This is a genomic window from Acidisarcina polymorpha (assembly GCF_003330725.1).
Lineage (GTDB): Bacteria > Acidobacteriota > Terriglobia > Terriglobales > Acidobacteriaceae > Acidisarcina > Acidisarcina polymorpha.
The window spans coordinates 2,208,532-2,227,473 of the sequence record NZ_CP030840.1; the positions used below are offsets into that span (position 1 = coordinate 2,208,532).

At 57.7% G+C, this 18,942-nt stretch carries 12 protein-coding genes; 10 read left to right on the forward strand and 2 right to left on the reverse strand.

Features of this window, described 5'->3' with window-relative positions; translation table 11 throughout:
• The first annotated feature begins 411 nt into the window (after positions 1-411).
• From ACPOL_RS09560 to ACPOL_RS09570, 3 genes are all read left to right on the forward strand, one after another.
• The gene (locus tag ACPOL_RS09560) at positions 412-3,999 is read left to right on the forward strand and encodes a carboxypeptidase-like regulatory domain-containing protein (protein WP_114206862.1); all 3,588 of its coding nucleotides are present in this window, start codon (positions 412-414) and stop codon (positions 3,997-3,999) included.
• Positions 4,000-4,139: 140 nt separating this feature from the next.
• Positions 4,140-5,420 carry an MFS transporter gene (locus ACPOL_RS09565; RefSeq protein ID WP_114210730.1) on the forward strand — a complete coding sequence of 427 codons (1,281 nt, stop codon included), beginning with the start codon at positions 4,140-4,142 and terminating at the stop codon, positions 5,418-5,420.
• Positions 5,421-5,675: 255 nt separating this feature from the next.
• Positions 5,676-7,886 carry a glycoside hydrolase family 44 protein gene (locus ACPOL_RS09570; RefSeq protein WP_114206863.1) on the forward strand — a complete coding sequence of 737 codons (2,211 nt, stop codon included), beginning with the start codon at positions 5,676-5,678 and terminating at the stop codon, positions 7,884-7,886.
• 48 nt (positions 7,887-7,934) lie between these two features.
• Here the strand turns inward: ACPOL_RS09570 and ACPOL_RS09575 are convergent, their stop codons facing one another.
• The gene (locus tag ACPOL_RS09575) at positions 7,935-8,504 is read right to left on the reverse strand and encodes an FAD-dependent monooxygenase (protein WP_114206864.1); all 570 of its coding nucleotides are present in this window, start codon (positions 8,502-8,504) and stop codon (positions 7,935-7,937) included.
• A gap of 279 nt (positions 8,505-8,783) precedes the next feature.
• On the opposite strand from ACPOL_RS09575, the gene ACPOL_RS09580 reads away from it, so the two are divergent.
• From ACPOL_RS09580 to ACPOL_RS09590, 3 genes are read left to right on the forward strand one after another with little or no spacing between them, the layout of a single operon-like run.
• Positions 8,784-9,233, forward strand: coding sequence for a hypothetical protein (locus ACPOL_RS09580; RefSeq protein ID WP_150132946.1), 450 nt, complete (start codon positions 8,784-8,786; stop codon positions 9,231-9,233).
• Between the two features lie 4 nt (positions 9,234-9,237).
• A complete protein-coding gene (locus tag ACPOL_RS09585) occupies positions 9,238-9,609 on the forward strand; it encodes a VOC family protein (protein ID WP_201759152.1) in 372 nt (123 codons plus the stop codon).
• Between the two features lie 42 nt (positions 9,610-9,651).
• Complete coding sequence (locus ACPOL_RS09590) at positions 9,652-11,157, forward strand: amidohydrolase family protein (RefSeq protein ID WP_114206866.1); 1,506 nt, start codon at positions 9,652-9,654, stop codon at positions 11,155-11,157.
• 152 nt (positions 11,158-11,309) lie between these two features.
• Here ACPOL_RS09590 and ACPOL_RS09595 read toward each other — a convergent pair whose 3' ends face one another.
• Positions 11,310-12,128 (reverse strand): HEAT repeat domain-containing protein, encoded by an 819-nt coding sequence (locus ACPOL_RS09595; protein WP_114206867.1) that lies wholly within the window; start codon positions 12,126-12,128, stop codon positions 11,310-11,312.
• A 263-nt stretch (positions 12,129-12,391) separates the two neighbouring features.
• Here ACPOL_RS09595 and ACPOL_RS09600 point away from each other — a divergent pair, with 263 nt between their 5' ends.
• From ACPOL_RS09600 to ACPOL_RS09615, 4 genes are all read left to right on the forward strand, one after another.
• On the forward strand, positions 12,392-14,704 hold the full coding sequence (locus ACPOL_RS09600; protein ID WP_161557276.1) for an FUSC family protein: 2,313 nt from the start codon (positions 12,392-12,394) through the stop codon (positions 14,702-14,704).
• 172 nt (positions 14,705-14,876) lie between these two features.
• Complete coding sequence (locus ACPOL_RS09605; protein ID WP_114206869.1) at positions 14,877-16,478, forward strand: phospholipase C; 1,602 nt, start codon at positions 14,877-14,879, stop codon at positions 16,476-16,478.
• 119 nt (positions 16,479-16,597) lie between these two features.
• Positions 16,598-18,175, forward strand: a complete 1,578-nt coding sequence (locus ACPOL_RS09610; protein WP_114206870.1) for a multicopper oxidase family protein — start codon at positions 16,598-16,600, stop codon at positions 18,173-18,175.
• 98 nt (positions 18,176-18,273) lie between these two features.
• Positions 18,274-18,906, forward strand: a complete 633-nt coding sequence (locus ACPOL_RS09615; RefSeq protein ID WP_114206871.1) for a hypothetical protein — start codon at positions 18,274-18,276, stop codon at positions 18,904-18,906.
• The last annotated feature ends 36 nt before the right edge of the window (positions 18,907-18,942 follow it).

An 18,942-nucleotide genomic window follows, 5' to 3' on the forward strand; every position in this document is an offset into this window, starting at 1 on the left:
CTGCTGCCGCACTCTTCAGCCGGCACCCCCCATTCAAGACTCTTTTCAGCCTGAGTGGGATAGCCAGTCATGCGGGCGGAAAGCGCGGAGTTACTACTGTTCTCATTCCACCGATAAGTCGCAGGTGGGAGATAGATCCCCAACCTATGGGTGATGTGTATGTATCTGACATTCCGCGAGAATGACCTCCGTCTGCTTCAGGAATCTATAACCACTTACATAAGATGATCGGGCGTCTCTTTCAGAACGACCATGTCAACAGCAACCGATGGTCACATCAGCGGATGATCGTGTCTTACTCCGTGGGGTACCAGCAAGGCTCAAGGACTTTCCGCGGCATCTGTTGCACTTCTGCCAGCTCGAGCGCCAACGACGCGCGAGAGCGCACTGAACGACATTTTTGGAGGCAACATGAAGTTGCGCATTCCGTTCTTTACCATATGCCTGTTGCTAGTAGCGGGACCCATCCCTGTGACAGTACAATTGCACGCGCAAGCTACCACCGCTTCTATTCACGGCATCGTTACCGATTCCACTGGCGCGGTGCTTCCAGATGCGACCGTCACAGTTGTGAACACCAGCACAAGTATTTCGGCCATCCAGGAAACCGACAGCAAAGGCTATTTCATTTTTCCTGATCTTCACATTGGTGGTCCATACACGGTTACCGTTGGCAAAGACGGCTTTCGGAAGTTCGTTTCGACGGGAATCATGCTGGATTTAAGTTCCGCGCGGGAAGTAGAAGCCAAGCTTGAGATCGGGGCATCATCACAGACGGTCCAGGTGAATTCAGCCACAATCCAGGTAGAGACAGCCGATGTGCAGCTCAAGCACGTGATCGGCGCCGCCGAACTCGAAGAGTTGCCGACCCTCGGCCGCGATGCCGTCCAGTTGCAAAAAACCGCGCCGGGCGTTGTAGAAGCAAACGATCGTGAGGGCACTTTCTCTACGAACGGAAGCCAGACGCAGGAGAATTCGTATCTGCTGGATGGCACCGACATCAACGACATTCTGCTGAACCAGCCCGGCATCACGGTGAATCCGGATGCGCTGGCCGAGGTAAATATCATCTCGAGCACGCTCGATCCTCAGTTCAGCCGCAACTCCGGAGCCATTGTCGACGAAGCTCTGAAGAGCGGCACCAACCAGTTTCACGGGAACGGATTCGAGTTCTATCGCGACACATTCCTCAATAATGGCAACTACTTCTCGGCAACTCGGCCAGTGTTTCACCAGAACGTCTTTGGAGGCACGCTGGGGGGACCTATCCTTCGCAATCGCGCATTCTTCTTCGTCGCTTACCAGGGTCTCAGGAATCGCACCGCGCAAACCCAGCTCACTCAGGTATTCAGCAGCGATCAGAGAAGCGGAAACTTCTCTACCGACGGGGGATTCTCGAACAACCCGATTCCGTTTCCCGGCGGACTACAGGGGCCGACAGGCTTTTGTCCCGCCGGAACAACATGGAAGCAGTGCTTCCCAAATGGCCAGATTCCCGCGTCGGAGTTTAATCCGATTGCCACAAGTCTGCTCAACAAGTATGTTCCCCCGGCCAACTTCACCAGCGGCGGCATCAACTACTACAACTTCAATGCCCCGAACACCGCCGGCGACGATCAAGGCATCATTCGCATCGACGATCAACTCACAGCAAAAGACACACTCTGGGCCTCAACGATCTTCGATTCAAACCCGAGCACGAATACATTGCCACTGCCCTCGACTGAATCGACAGGTACGGGAGCCAATCTGCCTGGCTTTGCGGCTGACAACTCATCCCACATCAAACTTTTCAACGCTTCGTGGACGCATATCTTCAATAGCAACACATTGAATGAACTGCGCGCTGGATATTTCCGGTACAACTTCGCTGAGCTGGAACCGGCAGCATCTACGCTCGCCGCTCCGTCCTCGTTCGGATTCAATATTGTTCCGCAGGACGCAGCTGCCGCCACACTGCCCTTCATGAATGTCAATGGATATTTCGCCCTGGGTTTCAGTACCAATGGGCCGCAACCCCGCAAGGATGAAAACTACACATACTTCGACAACTTCAGCAAGGTGGCCGGAAGTCATAACTTGAAATTCGGAGCTAGCGTCGAACGCTTCGTGTTTAGCAACCCGTACTATTCCGACAATAGCGGATATTTCAATTTTGTTGGCTCCGGCACCTATAGCACTGGCGACCCGGCCGCCGACTTTCTGCTTGGCGTTCCAGCGACCTATAACCAGGGATCGGGTTTCTTTGTGGATGTCAGGGCCTCGCAATATTATGCATATGCGCAGGACCACTGGAGGGTCTCCGATACTCTCACATTGGCTTACGGAATTGGATATGACGCAGAGACTCCGTTCGAGAACCTCCAATATGGGGGAGTGGGCGTAACCTGCTGGCTGCCCAACAATGCGCAATCCAAGGTCTTCCCCAACGCGCCTCCAGGGCTGCTGTACCCAGGCGACCCGGGATGCAATCGAAACGGCGGACCGACAACTCACTGGAATCATTTTTCGCCGCGCGCCGGGTTTGCCTGGTCTCCCAATGGAGAGATCGGTGCGCTCACCGGCGCCTCGGGCCAACACTCGCTTGTCGTCCGGGGCGGCTTTGGCGTGTATTGGAACCGTCCGCAAAGTGAAGGTACGCAGGAGAACTCGAACGATGCCCCATTTTCCCTGAACAGCTTGGGCGCAGCAGGCATGGGAGGCAGCCCAAGTTTTGCAAATCCATTCCAGGATATCGCTGGCACCCCAGGAGCGTCTTACCCAACAAATCCGTTTCCCTATACAGTGCCGAAGCCGGGTCCGAATGTGAGCTTCTCCTCTCTCTATCCACTGGAGATGGACAATCTCACTTCCGAGTTCGACGTTCCGTACACTTATAACTTCAACCTGAATGTACAGCGCGCTCTGCCCAGCAACATGGTGCTCACCGTGGGCTATGTTGGTTCCCTCGGCAGGAAGCTGATGCGCGCAGGGGATGGGAACCGGACGACGCAGGCAGGCCACGATGCATGTCTGAGCGGAACAGGAACGGGCGCGCCAATTGTGCTGGGCAACAACACATTCTCCTGCGTGCAACTGGCCAACGCGCAGTCTCTCTATTTCCCCGGCAATAAGACACAGCCGGCAGTGGTTCCCGGTTCCCAGATCCCGGGACTGTTTCCCAATGGCCTGCCTTACTACCTATCCATTGGCGGCATGTACACCAACGGCGCTTCCAGTTACAACTCGCTGCAGGTCTCCCTGGCGAAGACTCCCACTCGTGGACTGTACTTCGCTCTTGCGTATACCTATAGTCACGCACTGGATAATGCCTCCGGTTTGGAGGATTCAGTAGCAAACGGCTACGGCAGTAACTATGTTCCCGGCTTCGAGCATTTGAGTTATGGCGATTCTGCTTACGATGCGCGTCATCGATTCGTGGGGCTATACAACTACGAGATACCAGTGCCGCATGCCATGACTAGCAATCCCGGCGCACGATGGGCATTGGCAGGTTGGCATCTCTCTGGAGTTACTGCGCTGCAGGCGGGATTCCCGGTCACCATCTATGACGCGGGAGTTTACAACTCGCTTTATTGCGACCAGTTCAGCTTTGTGAATTGTCCAGATGTCCCTAACACGTCGACATTCCACATCAAGACGCTGAACCCCAGGCACGCCGGTAATTATTGGTTCAATCCCGCGACGTTCTCCCAGGAGCCTATTGGCACCTTTGGAAATGTGAAGCGGAACTTCTTCCACGGGCCCGGATTCAACTACTCCAACATAGAGATTTACAAGAACCTGCCGGTGGGAGGGGCTGACAGCCGGCAGTATATCCAACTGCGACTAGAAGCCTACAACGCCTTCAATCATGCGAATTTCGCAAATCCAAATGGCAACTTCGGCGCAGGCTCTCCCGCGTTCGGATCAATCAACTCCGTCGATCAGCCTGTGAGTACCAGCGGTGATCCTCAGCCGGGGCGCGCCATTCAGCTTGCAGGCAAATTCTATTTCTAGCGATTGCGCCAGGTTGAGGAGAGACAAACTCCTCGACCTGGAATCGCAATCCACTAGATATCGAAGCATCAAGAGGCGTTACTCTGGTTGCGCCTGTGCTTAAAACGATGGTCAACACTATTGAAAGGCACACCATGGCGATGAGCGAAAGAACCACTCAGCGAGCAGAGAGCGAGAACTCCCTTCACTATGCCGGGTGGGGAGTGGTTGCTGCCGCTTTTGCAGGCGTGATGGTGAGCTTTGCTCCCATCGTTCCTTATACCTTCAGCCTCTTCCTGAATCCGCTGCATGCGGCGTTTGGCTGGAGGCGCGAAGCCATCGGGGGCAGCTTCGCGCTCGCAGCAATTACCGTCGCTTTGGTTTCTCCACTTATAGGGCTTCTGCTCGATCGCCTTCCGCCGCGCCGCATCATCCTGCCTTCGATTCTCATCTTCGCGTTGGCGCTCGCATCCCTAAGCAGGCTTGGACCAAACCTAAGGCAGTTCTATCTCTCATTTTTTGTGCTGGGGCTTGTCGCCAACGGCACCGCACAGTTTGCGTATGCGCGTACCGTTCTCTCGTGGTTTTACAAGCACCGAGGTCTCGCTCTTGCGCTGGTGCTCACCGGCAGCGGGGTTGGTTCGATTCTTATCCCTCCACTTACTCAATGGACGATTGAACATCATGGATGGCGCGCCGCCTACCTGATGCTGGGCTGTATCGCTTTGCTGGGTCTTCCGCTAACGGCGCTGCTGGTTCGCAACCGGCCTGATGCGGTGGTGGCGGACGATCGCCCGGCAGTCTCCGGCGCCACGGTTGCCGCCGCCTTACGGAGTGGACCCTTTTGGATTTTGGCCTCTATCATCATGCTCTCTGCGTTCAGCGAGAACGGGCTGGTTACGAACCTGGCAGCAATCGTCACCGAACACGGCGTGAGCGCGCGGACCGCTGCGCTTGCCCTCTCGGTCCGAGGCGGCGCCGGCATTGGAGGCAGGCTTTGCGTCGGATTTCTTATTGACCGCTTCTCGCCGCAGCGCATTCAAACATTCGTTCTACTGCTGTCGGCAGTTGGCGCGCTGGTGCTTGCTTTCGCACATACATCCCCGGTGGTGCTGATTGGAGCGGCGGTGTTGGGGGTAGGTCTGGGCAGCGAAGCCGATGTCGCGCCATATTTGCTCGCGCATTATTTCGGCCGGAAGCACTTCTCCGTTCTATACGGATTGACGTGGACAGCGTATGCCATTGGCGGAGCGACCGGCCCCATGGCGATCGGACACTGGTATGATCGCGCGGGCTTCTATCAACCTCGCTTCATCGTGTACCTTGCATGCGTCGCCTTTGCAGCCGTCGCCATCAGCCTGCTACTGCGGCGCAACTCTACGCATATCTCGAATGATGCCGACAAGATGGTTCCAGCAGGCGCAGTGTTTCTCGAAGATTAAGGTCGCCCGGCGGTTCCACCCAGACCGGTTGCAACCCAACTCGAGGAAGATCGATTCTCCGAACCGCTGTTCTGAACTATTGCTAGGGCCGCCTGCGCGCTTTTGAAGCTTATTCCACCTCCGTGCGCACGGTCGCGATTTCAGGCTTATCCAGTCGCCGCGGCTGAAGCCAGTGTCCAGACCAAAGTAACTTGTCAGGTTCAGAACGGAGTCCTAGTCTCTTGAGGTAACGCTTAAGTTATCTCCGGAGATAAAATGGTTACCAAGCTGCAAAGCCTTTTCGCCGTATTTTCACTTGCTGCAGCCCTCTGGAACAGTGCCAATGGACACGCACAGACAACTCCCGTTCTCTCCGTCAATGCGGCCGCCAATCAGCATGCCATCAATCCGAACATCTATGGCATCGCCAGCTATGGGCTGGATGCCAGCTTCGCTCAGGAGATCCAGGTGCCGAATGTTCGCTGGGGCGGGGACGGCGCCTCTCGCTACAACTGGGAGGTAGACTCAAGCAACTCCGGTTTTGACTGGTACTTCATGGGCGGCAGCGGAGTGAGTAATCCCGTCCCAAGCGCTTCGGCGGATCTTATGATCAATACCTATAAATCGGCAAATGCTGGCGCGCTGATCACGATTCCCATCATTCCGTATGTAAACAACAGCTCTGCCTGGAGCTGCAGCTTTCCGACTTCGATCTACGGCGCGCAGCAGTCGACCAATCCGTATGTGCACCCCAATGGAGAAGACTGCGGCAACAGTATTTCGTCAACCGGCGCTCAGCTGACCGACATCGATATAGTGGCCAACAATCTTCCCAACTCCACAGCGCTGCAGCAGGGCTGGCTGCGACACCTGGTGTCTACGTTCGGCGCCGCGGCTCAGGGCGGCGTGCCCTTCTACCAGCTTGATAATGAACCTAGCGGCTGGGGCAATACCCATCGCGATATCGAGCCGAATGGCGCAAACTACAAGACCATTATCTCGCTTGGACAGCAGTACGCTGCGGCGATCAAGCAGGTGGATCCTACTGCGACGGTGCTTGGACCCTCCGATTTCACGCTCGGCGGCTGGGTTGGAACGCCCAGCCTGCAGAACAACCTCTATGCGGGCCAGTATTACCTGCAGAAAATGGCTACTTATAACCGGGCGAACGGCAAGCGCATTCTTGATTATTTCGATGAACACTACTATCCGCAATTTACCGATGCTACCTCACAGCTCGCCTCAACACGCACCTTCTGGGACCCGACCTACAACGGAGGCACGTGGGTGGAGCAATATGATTTCGATGGTCCCATGCAACTGATTCCACGTTTCCAGCAGTGGATCGCCCAATACTACCCGGGAACCGGATTATCGTTTTCAGAATATTCGATCGACAGCGGCAACAAGCTCATCACCGATGGGCTGGCCGAGGCCGACGTGCTCGGAATCTTCGGCTGGCAACAAGTGGATCTGGCTAACATGTGGAGTCCGCCCGCGCCGACTGATCCCATCGCGTACGCTTTTCGCCTCTACCGCAACTACGATGGACTCGGCAGCCAGTTTGGCGCCACCAGCATTTCGGCCGGCAGCAGCGACCCGGCCGCACTTCCGATCTACGGAGCGTTTCGCTCCTCCGACGGCTCCCTCACTTTGGTGGTGCTGAACAAGACCACAGCGGCGACCCCGACGACGCTTTCTTTAGGCAACTTCAGCGCTGCAGGCTCGGCTGCGATCTACAGCTACAGCAACGCCGACCTAACCCAGATCACATCGCAAGGCAACGTGTCGCTGGTTGCAAACTCGCTGACTTACACTTATCCCGCTTACTCCGCGACCATGATCGTCGTTGCTCCCCCGTTGGGCGAGGCGGTGGGCGCGTCAAGCAGGGCGCTGCAGTTTGGGACCGCTCCCTTCGGCACCAGCACAAGCCTTTCACTCAACCTTACGAACCACTCCTCAGCAGGCGCGGTGACCGCAACCGCGTCGATTAATGGACCGAGTTATCTGCTTTCCGCCAACGGCTGTAAGGCCGGGATTAAGCCAGGCAACAGCTGTGCGTTGCAGGTCGCATTTTCTCCGGTAAAGATAGGACCTCATAACGACATCCTGACCATAACCCCGAGTGCCGGACCGGCCATCTCGGTCGAGCTGAGCGGCATTGCTTCGGCTGCGGCAGTTTCTATTTTGCCCGCGTCTGGTCTGGCATTTGGAACGATCGCCTTTGGCACGACGGCCACCCTGCCGCTTACCATCAAGAATGTCGCCTCGGCTGGCGCAGTAACTGCAACCGAAACCATCAACGGACCCAGCTATAAGGTGCTCGCCAACAACTGCCTCACCGGAGTGACCGAGGGCCAGACATGCACGATGCAAGTCGAATTTGATCCGCGCTCTGCCGCCCCGCACAATGACGTCATGACCATCACGACGAATTCCGGGGATGTATACCGGGTAAACCTTACGGGAGTCGCCTCTCAGCCATAAGCCACCGCGCATCTCAACAGATGGGAACAGCCGGACGATCGCGGCCGGCTATGTCAGTTTCACTCCCGCCCCGACGCTATAGTGCTTGGGATGGATCGAATTCCCGATCTTCAAAGGAACCTCGATCATCATGTTTTTCCACGGAGTGTAGGGCAAAATCTTCCACATTTGTGTGTTTAACCAGAGACGGAAACGAGTTCGCGGCACAATCCAGTCGGTTCCCCCATCCGCGATCCCCTGGCACTTCGCTACGAAGTCGCGCATTTCGCTCTCATATCTCTCGAATGTCAAATGATAGTCCCCATCCGCCTCCGCCAACTCGCCGGCTAGGACATAGGCTCCCACTACCGCCATCCCGGTCCCCATACCAGAGAGCGGAGAGGCGCACCAGGCCGCATCTCCGAGCAAAACGCAGCGACCAGCGGACCAGCGGTCCATCTTTACCTGGCTCACTGAATCAAAATAGAAGTCAGTCGCGCTGTCCAGGTGCTTAAGCAGTCGAGGTACTTCCCAGCCTTCCTTGCGGAAGTGTTCGCGCAGGATGTCCTTTTGCTGCCGCGCTGTCGCGGCGCGCGTAGTCGAGCGGTTCGGAAGCGAAGAAGAATGACGCCTTGGCATCTCCCGGATCACCTCCGCTGAAGATGCCGACCTTCTTGCCCAGTGTTCCGTAATAGAGTCCGGAGTGATCAAGATTCAAGTAGTTTGGAATGCTGAAGATGGATACGTAGTAGCCAAGATGGCGGACGAAACGGGCTTCCTCGCCAAACACCACGGAGCGAACTTTCGAGTGCAATCCGTCGGAGGAGTTTCGTGATCACGCCAAAACGTCGTCGTGCGGGCAGTTGTCTTAACGGATGGCGCGTTACACTTTTCGCAGAACTCTCATCCAAAATATTCATGCAGACTCAAACGGTCACGCGCTCTATTGAATCGGATCTAGAGCCTGGCGGACTGTACGACATTCTCGCGGAAGTCAGCAACATTCCTAAATGGGCGCCTGTCTTCGCTGACGCCATTGAGCGGGTCAACGACACGTATTATCGGATTACAAAGAATGGTGAGACCTTCAATTTGGAGGTCTTCCTCCATCCGTCTGCCGGCGCCGTCGACTACATTCGCGAGATGCCAAACGGCAGGCGTGGTGGTGCATACCTCCGCGTAATGCCCCGTCCCCTTGGTGGCAGCACTTTAACTATGACTGTGCCGATCGGACGGATACAACTGAATTCGAAGTTGCGAAGCTCCTTGAACAGGAACTCACCGACCTTGTCCAGCTCGCGCAATTTTGATCACCCGCGTCCAATCATGCGGAATGCTCATGACAGCTGGCATAACTCGAATCGATAATAGCTTGTCAACGACACTGGAGGGCCGCCTGCAGATTGGTTCAATTGTGATCCATTGCTATGAGTTCAATCGCATGGTCGAATTCTGGCAAGAGGCTCTTCATTATGTTCCGCGAGGTCCCGCGGAGCACGGCTGGATGGTTCTGTGCGATCCCAAGAGGCACGGGCCGAACTTGTCGTTCCAGGCTCGCGACTCCCACGCGCCCCACCGCAGTTCGATTCACCTGGACCTCTATTCGCCGGATCAAGACGCTGAGGTCGAGCGATTGCTGGCACTGGGAGTGCGCCGTTATCCGTGGAGGTACCACCCCGGCGCTGATTTTGTGTTCTTGGAGGATCCGGATGGCAATCTTTTTTGCGTGGTTCAACGTACCTGATCGAGGACGTGTTTTGACGAAGGATAAAGGCAAGGGGTGAATATGCGGGTTCTGGTCGCAGGCGCCGGTGGTGCGATAGGTCAACAGTTGATTCCGCTGCTCACGGGCGCCGGGCATGCTGTTGGAGCACTGCTCAGGTCAGAGCGCAAACGAGATGCTCTTCTGGCAATGGGCGCTATCCCATTCTTCGCAGACGCACTCAACTCATCAGCGGTGCGCGCCATTGTCGAAAGGTTTGTATCACAGAGTTTTACTAGTTCGATAGCCCCATTCGCGATTTATCTGCCGGCGTTAGTAACTGTTCGCCTTATAAACCGGAACGCTAATGAGCTAACGATCAGGAGCTTGCGTATCGGGACTATTGTCCTCGCTTTGTTCCTGTTCGGCTTGGGTCCAGCTAGTCGAGCACAGGATCTGGCGATTATGCACGCCACTGTCTATTCCGCGCCAGACGCGCCGGCGCGACGGGACGTGACAGTAGTGATTCGTCACGGAGTCATCGCGGAGGTGGGGAAGCATCCACGCATGCCCAGGGACATCGAGACGATTTCCTGCCAAGGCTGCGTTGCGCTTGCCGGTTTCTGGAATGCGCATGTGCATTTCATGGAGCCGAAGTGGAATGAAGCCGCGAATCAACCCGTAGATAAATTGGACCGCCAGATGAGCGAGATGCTCAACCGCTCGGGCTTCACGACGGTGGTGGATACCGGCTCAGACGGAGAGAATACGGTAGCACTGCGGCGGCGCGTCCAGAGCGGCGAAGTCTTGGGGCCGCGCATCATTACCGCGGGCATCCCGCTCTTTCCCGCGCATGCGCTGCCGTATTACCTGGATGTGCTACCCGCGGACGTCAAGGCAAAGATGGCTCAACCTGAGACGGCCGCGGACGCGATCATAGATGTTGATAATAACCGAGCAGCTGGATACGACATCGTAAAGCTCTTCACCGGTTCGATTGTGAGTCCCGATCACATCACTCCGATGAAAGTGTCGATCGCGCGTGCAGCAGTCGAAGAGGCACATAAACACGAACAGCTGGTCTTCGCGCATAGCTCAAATCTTGAGGGCACGAAAGTGGCAATCGACGCCGGTGTAGACGTTCTGGCGCACACGCCGGAGGTTACAAGTGGAATCGATGAGACGATGCTGCGGCGCATGATCGCGCAGCACATGACGATCATCCCGACGCTCAAGCTTTTTTCGCGCGACGACAATATCGCGAATATTCGCGGACTCGCTTTCCGGTATCACCAGCTTGGCGGAAGGCTGGTTTATGGCACCGACACCGGGTTTCTCCAGGATTATGACCAGAGCGAAGAATTTCGTCAGCTGGTGCAGGCCGGGCTTGGCTTTCGGGATGTGCTGGCCATGCTCACGACAGCTCCTGCGGAGCTCTTTCATCTCTCCCAGCGCGAAGGCAAGGTAATGCCAGGTATGCGCGGTGATCTGACGATCCTGTCAGAAGACCCGGCATCGGGGCGCCCGGAGGCGTTCACCACGGTGAGATATACGATCCGCGGCGGCAAGGTGATCTGGCGGTCAAATTAGCAGCTGAGCGATTCATGGCATGATTCGTCTCGGAAACGCCCACAGGGTTCACTGACTTTCCACCTGGAAGAAGAGAGGGTGCAAGCGCCATTGTGCAAGGCCTAGTTGCGAGGTAGGTAGCAAGATCTCGTAACCGGCTGAGCAATGCGCGATCAAGGTTTCTTGCGGAGATGCCGCGCGGGAGCCTCGTTCAATCGCAGCACCGCCGCAGCGGCGACGTACTGGACCACCGGCTTCTCATCGTCCATGCGGGCTTCGATCTTGCTGGCAAAGGACCGATCGCCGCGGCGTGCGATCGCATCGAGGGCCGCAGCGCGGACCAGCCAGCTCTTGTCTTCAGTGGCCGTAAGCAGCGCCTCCCCGCTCTTCGGGTCGGGATCGTCAGCCAGGATCTTCGCGGCCGCGGCACGTACCGGCGACGTATCGTCTTTGGTGAGCGCCTTGACCGCCGTCATCCCGATTCCGCCGAAAGGGAGAAAGCCGACTCCCGTCTCGAAGCCGAACGTCGCCAGCTTTCTCGGATCGCTGAGCATTTTTCTCTGATCCGCCAATAGTCCCTGGCCGCTCTTGCGCTGACCGGTGAGCACGGCATAATAGACCTCGTAAGCGGCCGGCACTTTCATCATCAGCAATGCATGGGCAGCGCTCAGGACCACGCTGATCTCTGGATCTTTAAGGGCCTTCTTTAGATCCGGTATCGACTCTCGAGCGTCCATGGCGCCGAGTGCGTTCGCGGCAGCGTTCCGCACATCTACCTTGCCATCGCTGAGCGCTTTTACTGCCAGTTCCTCGGCATGCGAATCCTTGCGAATCAATCCCAGAGCGGTAATCGCCTGTTCCCGCTTCTCCATGCTGGAATTGCTGCTGGCGTCGTTCAGGATACTCCAGGCTTTCTCTGTCGCTGTCTCCGCGAGCGCTGTGGTCGTTAACAGGATCAGAAAGCCGATGCTTGCGATCCGCCGAACAGTCACTCTCTTCGATGTTGTGGGTCGAGTATTTCTTGAGATCACAGCTTTTTCATCCTTTGTCGATGATAGTGCAATCGCCGGCGCCCCTGCCCTCTGGCATTGTTTCGTCGGCCTGGCAGCGCACGCCGCGAGCCGCTCTCCAACAGATACACAGCAAAGCCAGATACACAGCAGAGCGCGACTGCCCGCAGGCACGCCTATTCGGAGAACTGCTCTAGACTCACGACATGGAGCGTTCGCACGTCCTGTCGAAGAGGATCCGGAATTTGCGAAATCTGCATTGGATGCGCGGCCTCCGTGCCGGCCTCGCCGTGGCAGCGGCCATGATCGTCTGCCACCTGCTAGGCAAACCCATGGGGTGGGCGGCGCTCGGTGGCTTCGAAGCCATCCTGGTGGACAACGGCGGTCCTTACCGATCGCGTTTCACGACCATCGCTACCCTGATGCTGGGAGGTACCGTGGCCTGCATCGCTGGAGCCTTGACCACCAGGAATGGTTCTGTCTCGTCAGCCCTGGTTCCGATTCTGATCACTAGCGTCTTCTGCTTCGTGGTGACATTCGGGCGGGTTCTCGCGCAGCCCATCGCCTCGACCAGCGTCATTATCCTCGTCATTTATTTCGCCGCCCTCGGAGCTTCTGCCCATTCCCTTGGCCCGGCGTTGTGGAATGCATTGGAGTTCGTTCTTGGCGCGGCTTGGGCGGCGCTGCTCAGCCTGCTGCTCTGGCCGGTCGATCCGTTCCGGCCCGCGCGCCTGGCAGTTGCCCGATGCTACTTCCAATTGGCTGAATTCACCGCCAGGATTGAACCGACTCTGCGCGGCAGCGAAGCCAGAGAGGCGGCGCGCCTCCGCGGTTTTGAATGGCAACGCACCATGCGGTTGTCCATGGAATCGGCCCGAGTGGCGTTAGGGACCACCGCCGCCCGTGTTCCTTCGCGAACCATCCGAGCCCGGAACCTGACTGTCTTGCTGGAGACGGCCGATATGCTCTTCGAAGCGACCATCCGGATCACAGAACTCGCGCTCGGCCTCGAGAGCGCTTCCGCTCCCACCCAAACCGGCCGCCCCGAAGACCCGCTGCGGGAGTTCGTGGAAGGCCTCGGCAAGGAAGAGGAGGCGATCGCTCGTGCACTCCAGCGCCGTCCTTCCTTGAGCGGCACCAGCGAGCGACGAAGCGATACGAGGGAGGAACGCTCGGACATGCCTCCTTCCGTTTATGCCGCGCCGGATCGCGTCCGCAAGGCAGCGCAGGAGTTCCCTGCGAGCGCAAAAGACCGATCCATCCTCGGCCATTTGGCCGCTGCTCAACTCGATGCTTGCCAGAATCTCGAGATCGCCCGCGAAGCCGTCGCGGCGGTGTGGACCGGCGTTGAAGTCAGGTCGCAAACCGCTAGGCTTCTTACCGAAGGCGCCTCCCGCACAGACGTCAGAAACGCGAGCCTGTCCGACGCTCTGCAAGCCAACTGGACGCTCGGTTCCATCATGATGCGGCATGCCCTGCGCATGGCGGTGGTCGGCGCCGTCGACATCCTTCTGCTGCGACTCTTTCACATCAGCCATGGATTCTGGCTCGGCATGACGTCAATCATCGTGCTTCAGCCGTATCAATCGCACACCTTGAAGCGCGGCATAGAGCGTGTCGGCGGCACCGTGGCCGGCGGGATCCTCGCCGCCGTGTTGGCCGTTCTCATCAGCAGTCAGGCGGGCATCATTGCCGTCATCACGATCACTTCCGTGCTGACACTCGCAACCTACGCCGTTGACTACGCCTGGTACTGCTTCTTCCTGACCCCAACTTTTGTGCTGATGAGCTTGCCTCATCTTCGTGACTGGCAATACTCGGGCGTGCGAATGCTCACCACGCTGCTGGGGGCTGCCGTAGCCGTCGGGGCCATGCGCCTGCTCTGGCCGGAAGGCGAACACCTCAACCTTGGCAAGCTCCTGGCACGGGCCGCTGCCGCTGACGCGGCCTACATCCGCGCCATGCTCAGCTACTGGAATCGCCTTAGCGCCAGGCCTGTCGCCGGCAGCCGAGACCTTTCCGTTCTTCACACCCAGCAACGACGATTGGCGGAACGCGAGCTGTTGGCGCCCGCGCGCCGCGCCTGCGGCCTTGCCAGCAATGATGCCGAAGAATCCCTCGATCGCTTGATGCTCGAGCCGGGATTCGGACGTCCAGCTTCGCCCCGGATGTCCTCATCGGCCTCGCCCGCAAGTTCGGCCTCTATGCGAGATCACGCTCTTACGTTCGTCACTTACACCCGCAGGCTCACCCAAAGCATTACCACGCTGGCCGTCCTCGGCAAAGCCGATGCGGAAACCCTCGCCAGGACGGAGCGGTTGATCGCGAGACTAGAAAAGATGAGCGCTGCCCTCCTCCGTAGCGACAATCTGCTTGCCCCAGGTCCCGGCCGCGAGGACGACTCCTGGTTGCTTGCCGAAGATCCGGATGTCGCCGCCCACCAGATGCAACGGATGGAACGACAGATCGCCATTCTGGAAAAAGCGGCGACGGGTGTACTCGGAAGTCTTACCGCCTCTTTCCAAAGGACCCCGCCCCAGGATGCTTTGATATCCTGATAACCCTCTTTCGGGCAAGCAGTTGGGTCGGCTTGTAGCTTTCTCTTTTTTGCAGAGAAATCGACGGTAAATTGCCGGATTTCACTGACTCTCATTCGCACATTCATTCTCTGTTCACACGCACAAACTAAGACGGAGAAGCGCGTCTAAAAACCGGCGCGAAGGAGTTGTAATGCAAAAATTTGTTGCATGTTCGCTGGCCACCGTGCTGGTTACTGGGCAGTTCCTGGCCCCAATCGCCGCACACGCGACGTCCACCGACTATCCGACCACCACCCCGATCAAGCACGTCGTTGTCATCTTCCAGGAGAATGTGTCGTTCGATCATTACTTCGGAACCTATCCCTATGCGACCAACCCTCCCGGAGAGCCGGTTTTCAACCCGCTTCCAAGCACGCCTACGGTGAATGGACTCAGCACCATTCTGAAGCTTCACAATCCGAACTTGAACCCGGTTAACGCCACAGGCGCCTCCAATCCCTTCCGTCTCGACCGGTCCCAGGCTGCGACTTCCGATCAGGACCACGACTACACCGCCGAACAGCAGGCCTTTGACCATGGCATGATGGACGCCTTCCCGGCCTTCACCGGAACTCCCGGACCGCCGCCCGCCGGTCTGACCACCAATGGGATCGTCATGGGCTATTACGACGGCAACACCGTCACTGCCCTATGGAACTATGCCAACCACTTCGCCATGAACGACAACTCCTATGGCACCAACTTCGGCCCCTCAACCGATGGCGCGCTGAACCTGATCTCCGGCCAGACCAACGGCGTAACTGAAGTCAACGGCGCAGAGTCTGCAGTCGTTGCCGACGGGTATGGCGGTCTTACCCTGGTGAGCGATGCCGATCCGACTGGCGACGTCTGCTCCAGCACCTCATCCAACCTGGCGATGGGCGGCAAGAACATCGGCGATCTGCTCAACGCCAAGGGCATCTCATGGGGATTCTTCGAGGGTGGCTTCGACCTCACCAAGACCAACAGCAACGGCACCACGGGATGCAACCGCAGCACAACCTCAGCGATCACCGGCGTCAAGAAGGCTGACTATATCCCCCATCACCAGCCCTTCCAGTACTACGCTTCGACTCAAAATCTCAAGCACACCCGCCCCAGCTCGGTGGCCACCATCGGCCAATCAGGTGACGCCGCAAACCACCAGTACGACACTCACGACTTCTTCGACGCGGTCAGCGCCGGCAACTTCCCCGCGGTCAGCTTCCTGAAGGCCCCTGGATACCAGGACGGCCACGCCGGTTACTCCGATCCGCTCGACGAACAAACTTTCATCGTCAACACCCTCAACTTCCTCCAACAGCAGCCCGACTGGGCGACCACCGCGGTGATCATCGCTTATGACGATTCCGATGGCTGGTATGACCACCAGATGAGCCCCATCATCAACCCGTCCGTTAGCCCACAGGATGCCCTCACCGGCCTGGGCACCTGCGGTACTGGTGAAACCGCCCTTCCCGGCGTCAATCCTGCTGCCGTTCACGCACAAGGACGCTGCGGTTATGGTCCCCGTCTCCCTTTCCTCGTCATCTCGCCCTACGCCAAGCAGAACTTTGTCGATCACAGTCTGATCGATCAAAGCTCCATCATGCGTTTCATTGAACGCAACTGGCTCGATGCTGAATCCGTCGGACCGGGCTCCTTTGACGGCTATGCGGGTACGCTGAACAAGATGTTCTTCTTCTTTGACCAGCCGCCAGCTCCGAAGCTCTTCCTTAATCCGACAACCGGGGAGCCCGTCGCTCACCCCTAGTCGCTGTTCCAGTTCCTCTTTGAAAAGGGGGCGTGGGCTATTGCTCACGCCCTTCGTTTTCCCCCAACAAAAGCTCCTCGCATGGACTTTCTTCTACGATTAGCTCTGAGGTTTCTGGTTTGATCACTCGCCGCAAATTCCTCGGCCAAACGGGCCTTCTAGCCGCCGGAGCGGCGCTCTCCAAACAAGCCACTGCTGCTACCGCGTCCTCGCTCAACGCTAGCACCCTCACTCCTTGGGTTGATCCGCTGCCGTTGCTGCCCCAGGCCAAAAGCACTGGTCTTCGTCCGCACCCGGAGAACCCGGCCATCAAGATTCCCTATTACCGCCTCGCTATGCGCGAGATGCTGGTCAAGCTGCATCGTGATCTCCCACCCACGCGCGTCTGGGGCTACGCGAACTCGTTTCCCGGGCCGACCTTCGACACTCGAAGTGGGGAGGCGCTGCTGGTTGAATGGGCGAATGAACTGCCCGGCAAGCATTTTCTACCGATCGACCACACTCTTCATGGCGCCGAGGAGAGCAAGCCCGAAGTTCGGGCCGTCGTCCACTTGCACGGCGGCCGCACGCCGGCCGAGAGCGACGGTTATCCCGAAAGTTGGTTCGTTCCCGGCAAGTCCGCTACCTGCTTCTACCCCAATCATCAGGAGGCGGCGATGCTTTTCTATCACGATCACACGATGGGAATTAACCGGCTGAATATCTATGCCGGGTTGCAAGGATTGTTTATCGTCCGCGATGCCGTCGAAGACGCCCTTAATCTTCCCTCCGGCAAATACGAGATCCCATTGCTGATCTTCGACCGTATGTTGCGCACCGACGGCTCCCTCGAATATCCCACCTCCGGCAATCCCAAGTCCCCATGGGTGCCGGAGGTCTTCGGGGACGCCATCCTGGTCAACGGTAAGCTGGCTCCCTACCTCGAAGTCGAAGCGCGGAAATACCGCTTCCGCCTAATGAATGGCGCTAACGGCAGGTTCTTCCGATTCTCGTTCGGCGATCTCTACGAGTTTCAACAAATCGGCTCGGATCAGGGGCTGCTCTCCGCTCCCATTCCGCTCAAGCACCTGGTGCTCGCACCCGGGGAGCGCGGAGACGTCCTCTTCGACTTCAGCCCCTATGCGGGTAAGACGCTGCTCCTCAAAAGCGATTCCTTCGAACTGCTGCAGTTCCGCGTCGCCGCCGCGCCCGTTAACAACAATGCCGGGCTACCTCAGGTGCTACGCCCGGTGACGCGGATCCCCGAGAGCCAGGCGGTCAAGACCCGCCGTCTTACCCTCGACGAAAACATGGATCTCGTCCAGCAATCGATGGGTATGCTCTTGAACAACACGCCATGGCACATGCCGGTGACTGAAAAGCCCGTCATCCACACGACTGAGATCTGGGAGCTCGTCAACCTCACCGAAGACTCTCATCCTATTCACATTCATCTGGTGCGCTTTCAGATTCTTGATCGGCGGCGCTTTAATGTCTTCGAATACCAGAAGTCGCAAACCTTGAAGTTCTTCGCGGCTGCCGTTCCTCCCTCACCCTCCGATGCCGGCTGGAAGGACATCGTGCGCGTCGACCCGGGGATGGTCGTTCGCATCATCATCCCCTTTGAGGGATACACTGGCCGCTACGTATGGCACTGCCACCTGCTCGAGCACGAAGACAACGAGATGATGCGCCCCTTCGAAGTCGTTGCTTCGTAGGTTTCTCTGAAGGTCCCAATCTGGTTCGAAGGCGCGAATTGGCTGTCTGGTAATCGCAGGTTGATCCGGTATTCTCATTTCTTCCGCACAATGGCGGCATGCACAGCAACCGCCGCGGAGTGGGAAGCGAACCGGAAGACGACGCAGATCGTTCCATTGCCCAGCGTTCCATTGCCCAGCGTTCCATTGCAGATCGTTCCATTGCACAGTCCATCCTCTTCCCGTTCCGTTATTGGAATTGGAAGACCGCTTCCATCACTGCTGTCATTCGCGGCTCGGTCTTTCTCGGGGCCCTCGGCCGTCATGCCGGCCAGAAGGGCGCTCTCATCGAGATCGCTTATGTCATCGGAACCTCCGGCTTCTTCTCAGCGATCCAGCAAGGGCTGCTGGGCGTCCGCAATCGCTGGCTCGGCAATCTCGCCATCGTCGCCGGAGTTCCGGTGGCGGCGCTTTTGCTTGATTGCCTCGCCCACCTCGCGGCAGCCACTCCGAATCCATCGAAAGTGACCATTGGAGTCCTGATCTTTTCGCTGATCTCCGCCGCGTTTCATCTGCACATGATGAACAGCGGCGCTATGCTCGCCGGCAAAAACGAGCAGTCCTTTCTGGAAGACCTGAAGGCAGTACCAGCCTTGACGATCTCCTTCGTTTGCGCACCATTGCGCTGGGCAACTCAGCTTCTCTCTGCAGTTCCCAGGGCGGTCGACTGGGAGCCAGAATCAGCAGATTGAAGTACATCCCGTAAATACGAGGTGGCCTCGTGCATC

Bases quoted from the DNA above. Each gene is read 5' to 3' on its own strand.
- ACPOL_RS09560 (WP_114206862.1), top strand. From the start codon at position 412: ATGAAGTTGCGCATTCCGTTCTTTACCATATGCCTGTTGCTAGTAGCG.
- ACPOL_RS09565 (WP_114210730.1), top strand. From the start codon at position 4,140: ATGAGCGAAAGAACCACTCAGCGAGCAGAGAGCGAGAACTCCCTTCAC.
- ACPOL_RS09570 (WP_114206863.1), top strand. From the start codon at position 5,676: ATGGTTACCAAGCTGCAAAGCCTTTTCGCCGTATTTTCACTTGCTGCA.
- ACPOL_RS09575 (WP_114206864.1), bottom strand. From the start codon at position 8,504: ATGCCAAGGCGTCATTCTTCTTCGCTTCCGAACCGCTCGACTACGCGC.
- ACPOL_RS09580 (WP_150132946.1), top strand. From the start codon at position 8,784: ATGCAGACTCAAACGGTCACGCGCTCTATTGAATCGGATCTAGAGCCT.
- ACPOL_RS09590 (WP_114206866.1), top strand. From the start codon at position 9,652: ATGCGGGTTCTGGTCGCAGGCGCCGGTGGTGCGATAGGTCAACAGTTG.
- ACPOL_RS09605 (WP_114206869.1), top strand. From the start codon at position 14,877: ATGCAAAAATTTGTTGCATGTTCGCTGGCCACCGTGCTGGTTACTGGG.
- ACPOL_RS09615 (WP_114206871.1), top strand. From the start codon at position 18,274: ATGCACAGCAACCGCCGCGGAGTGGGAAGCGAACCGGAAGACGACGCA.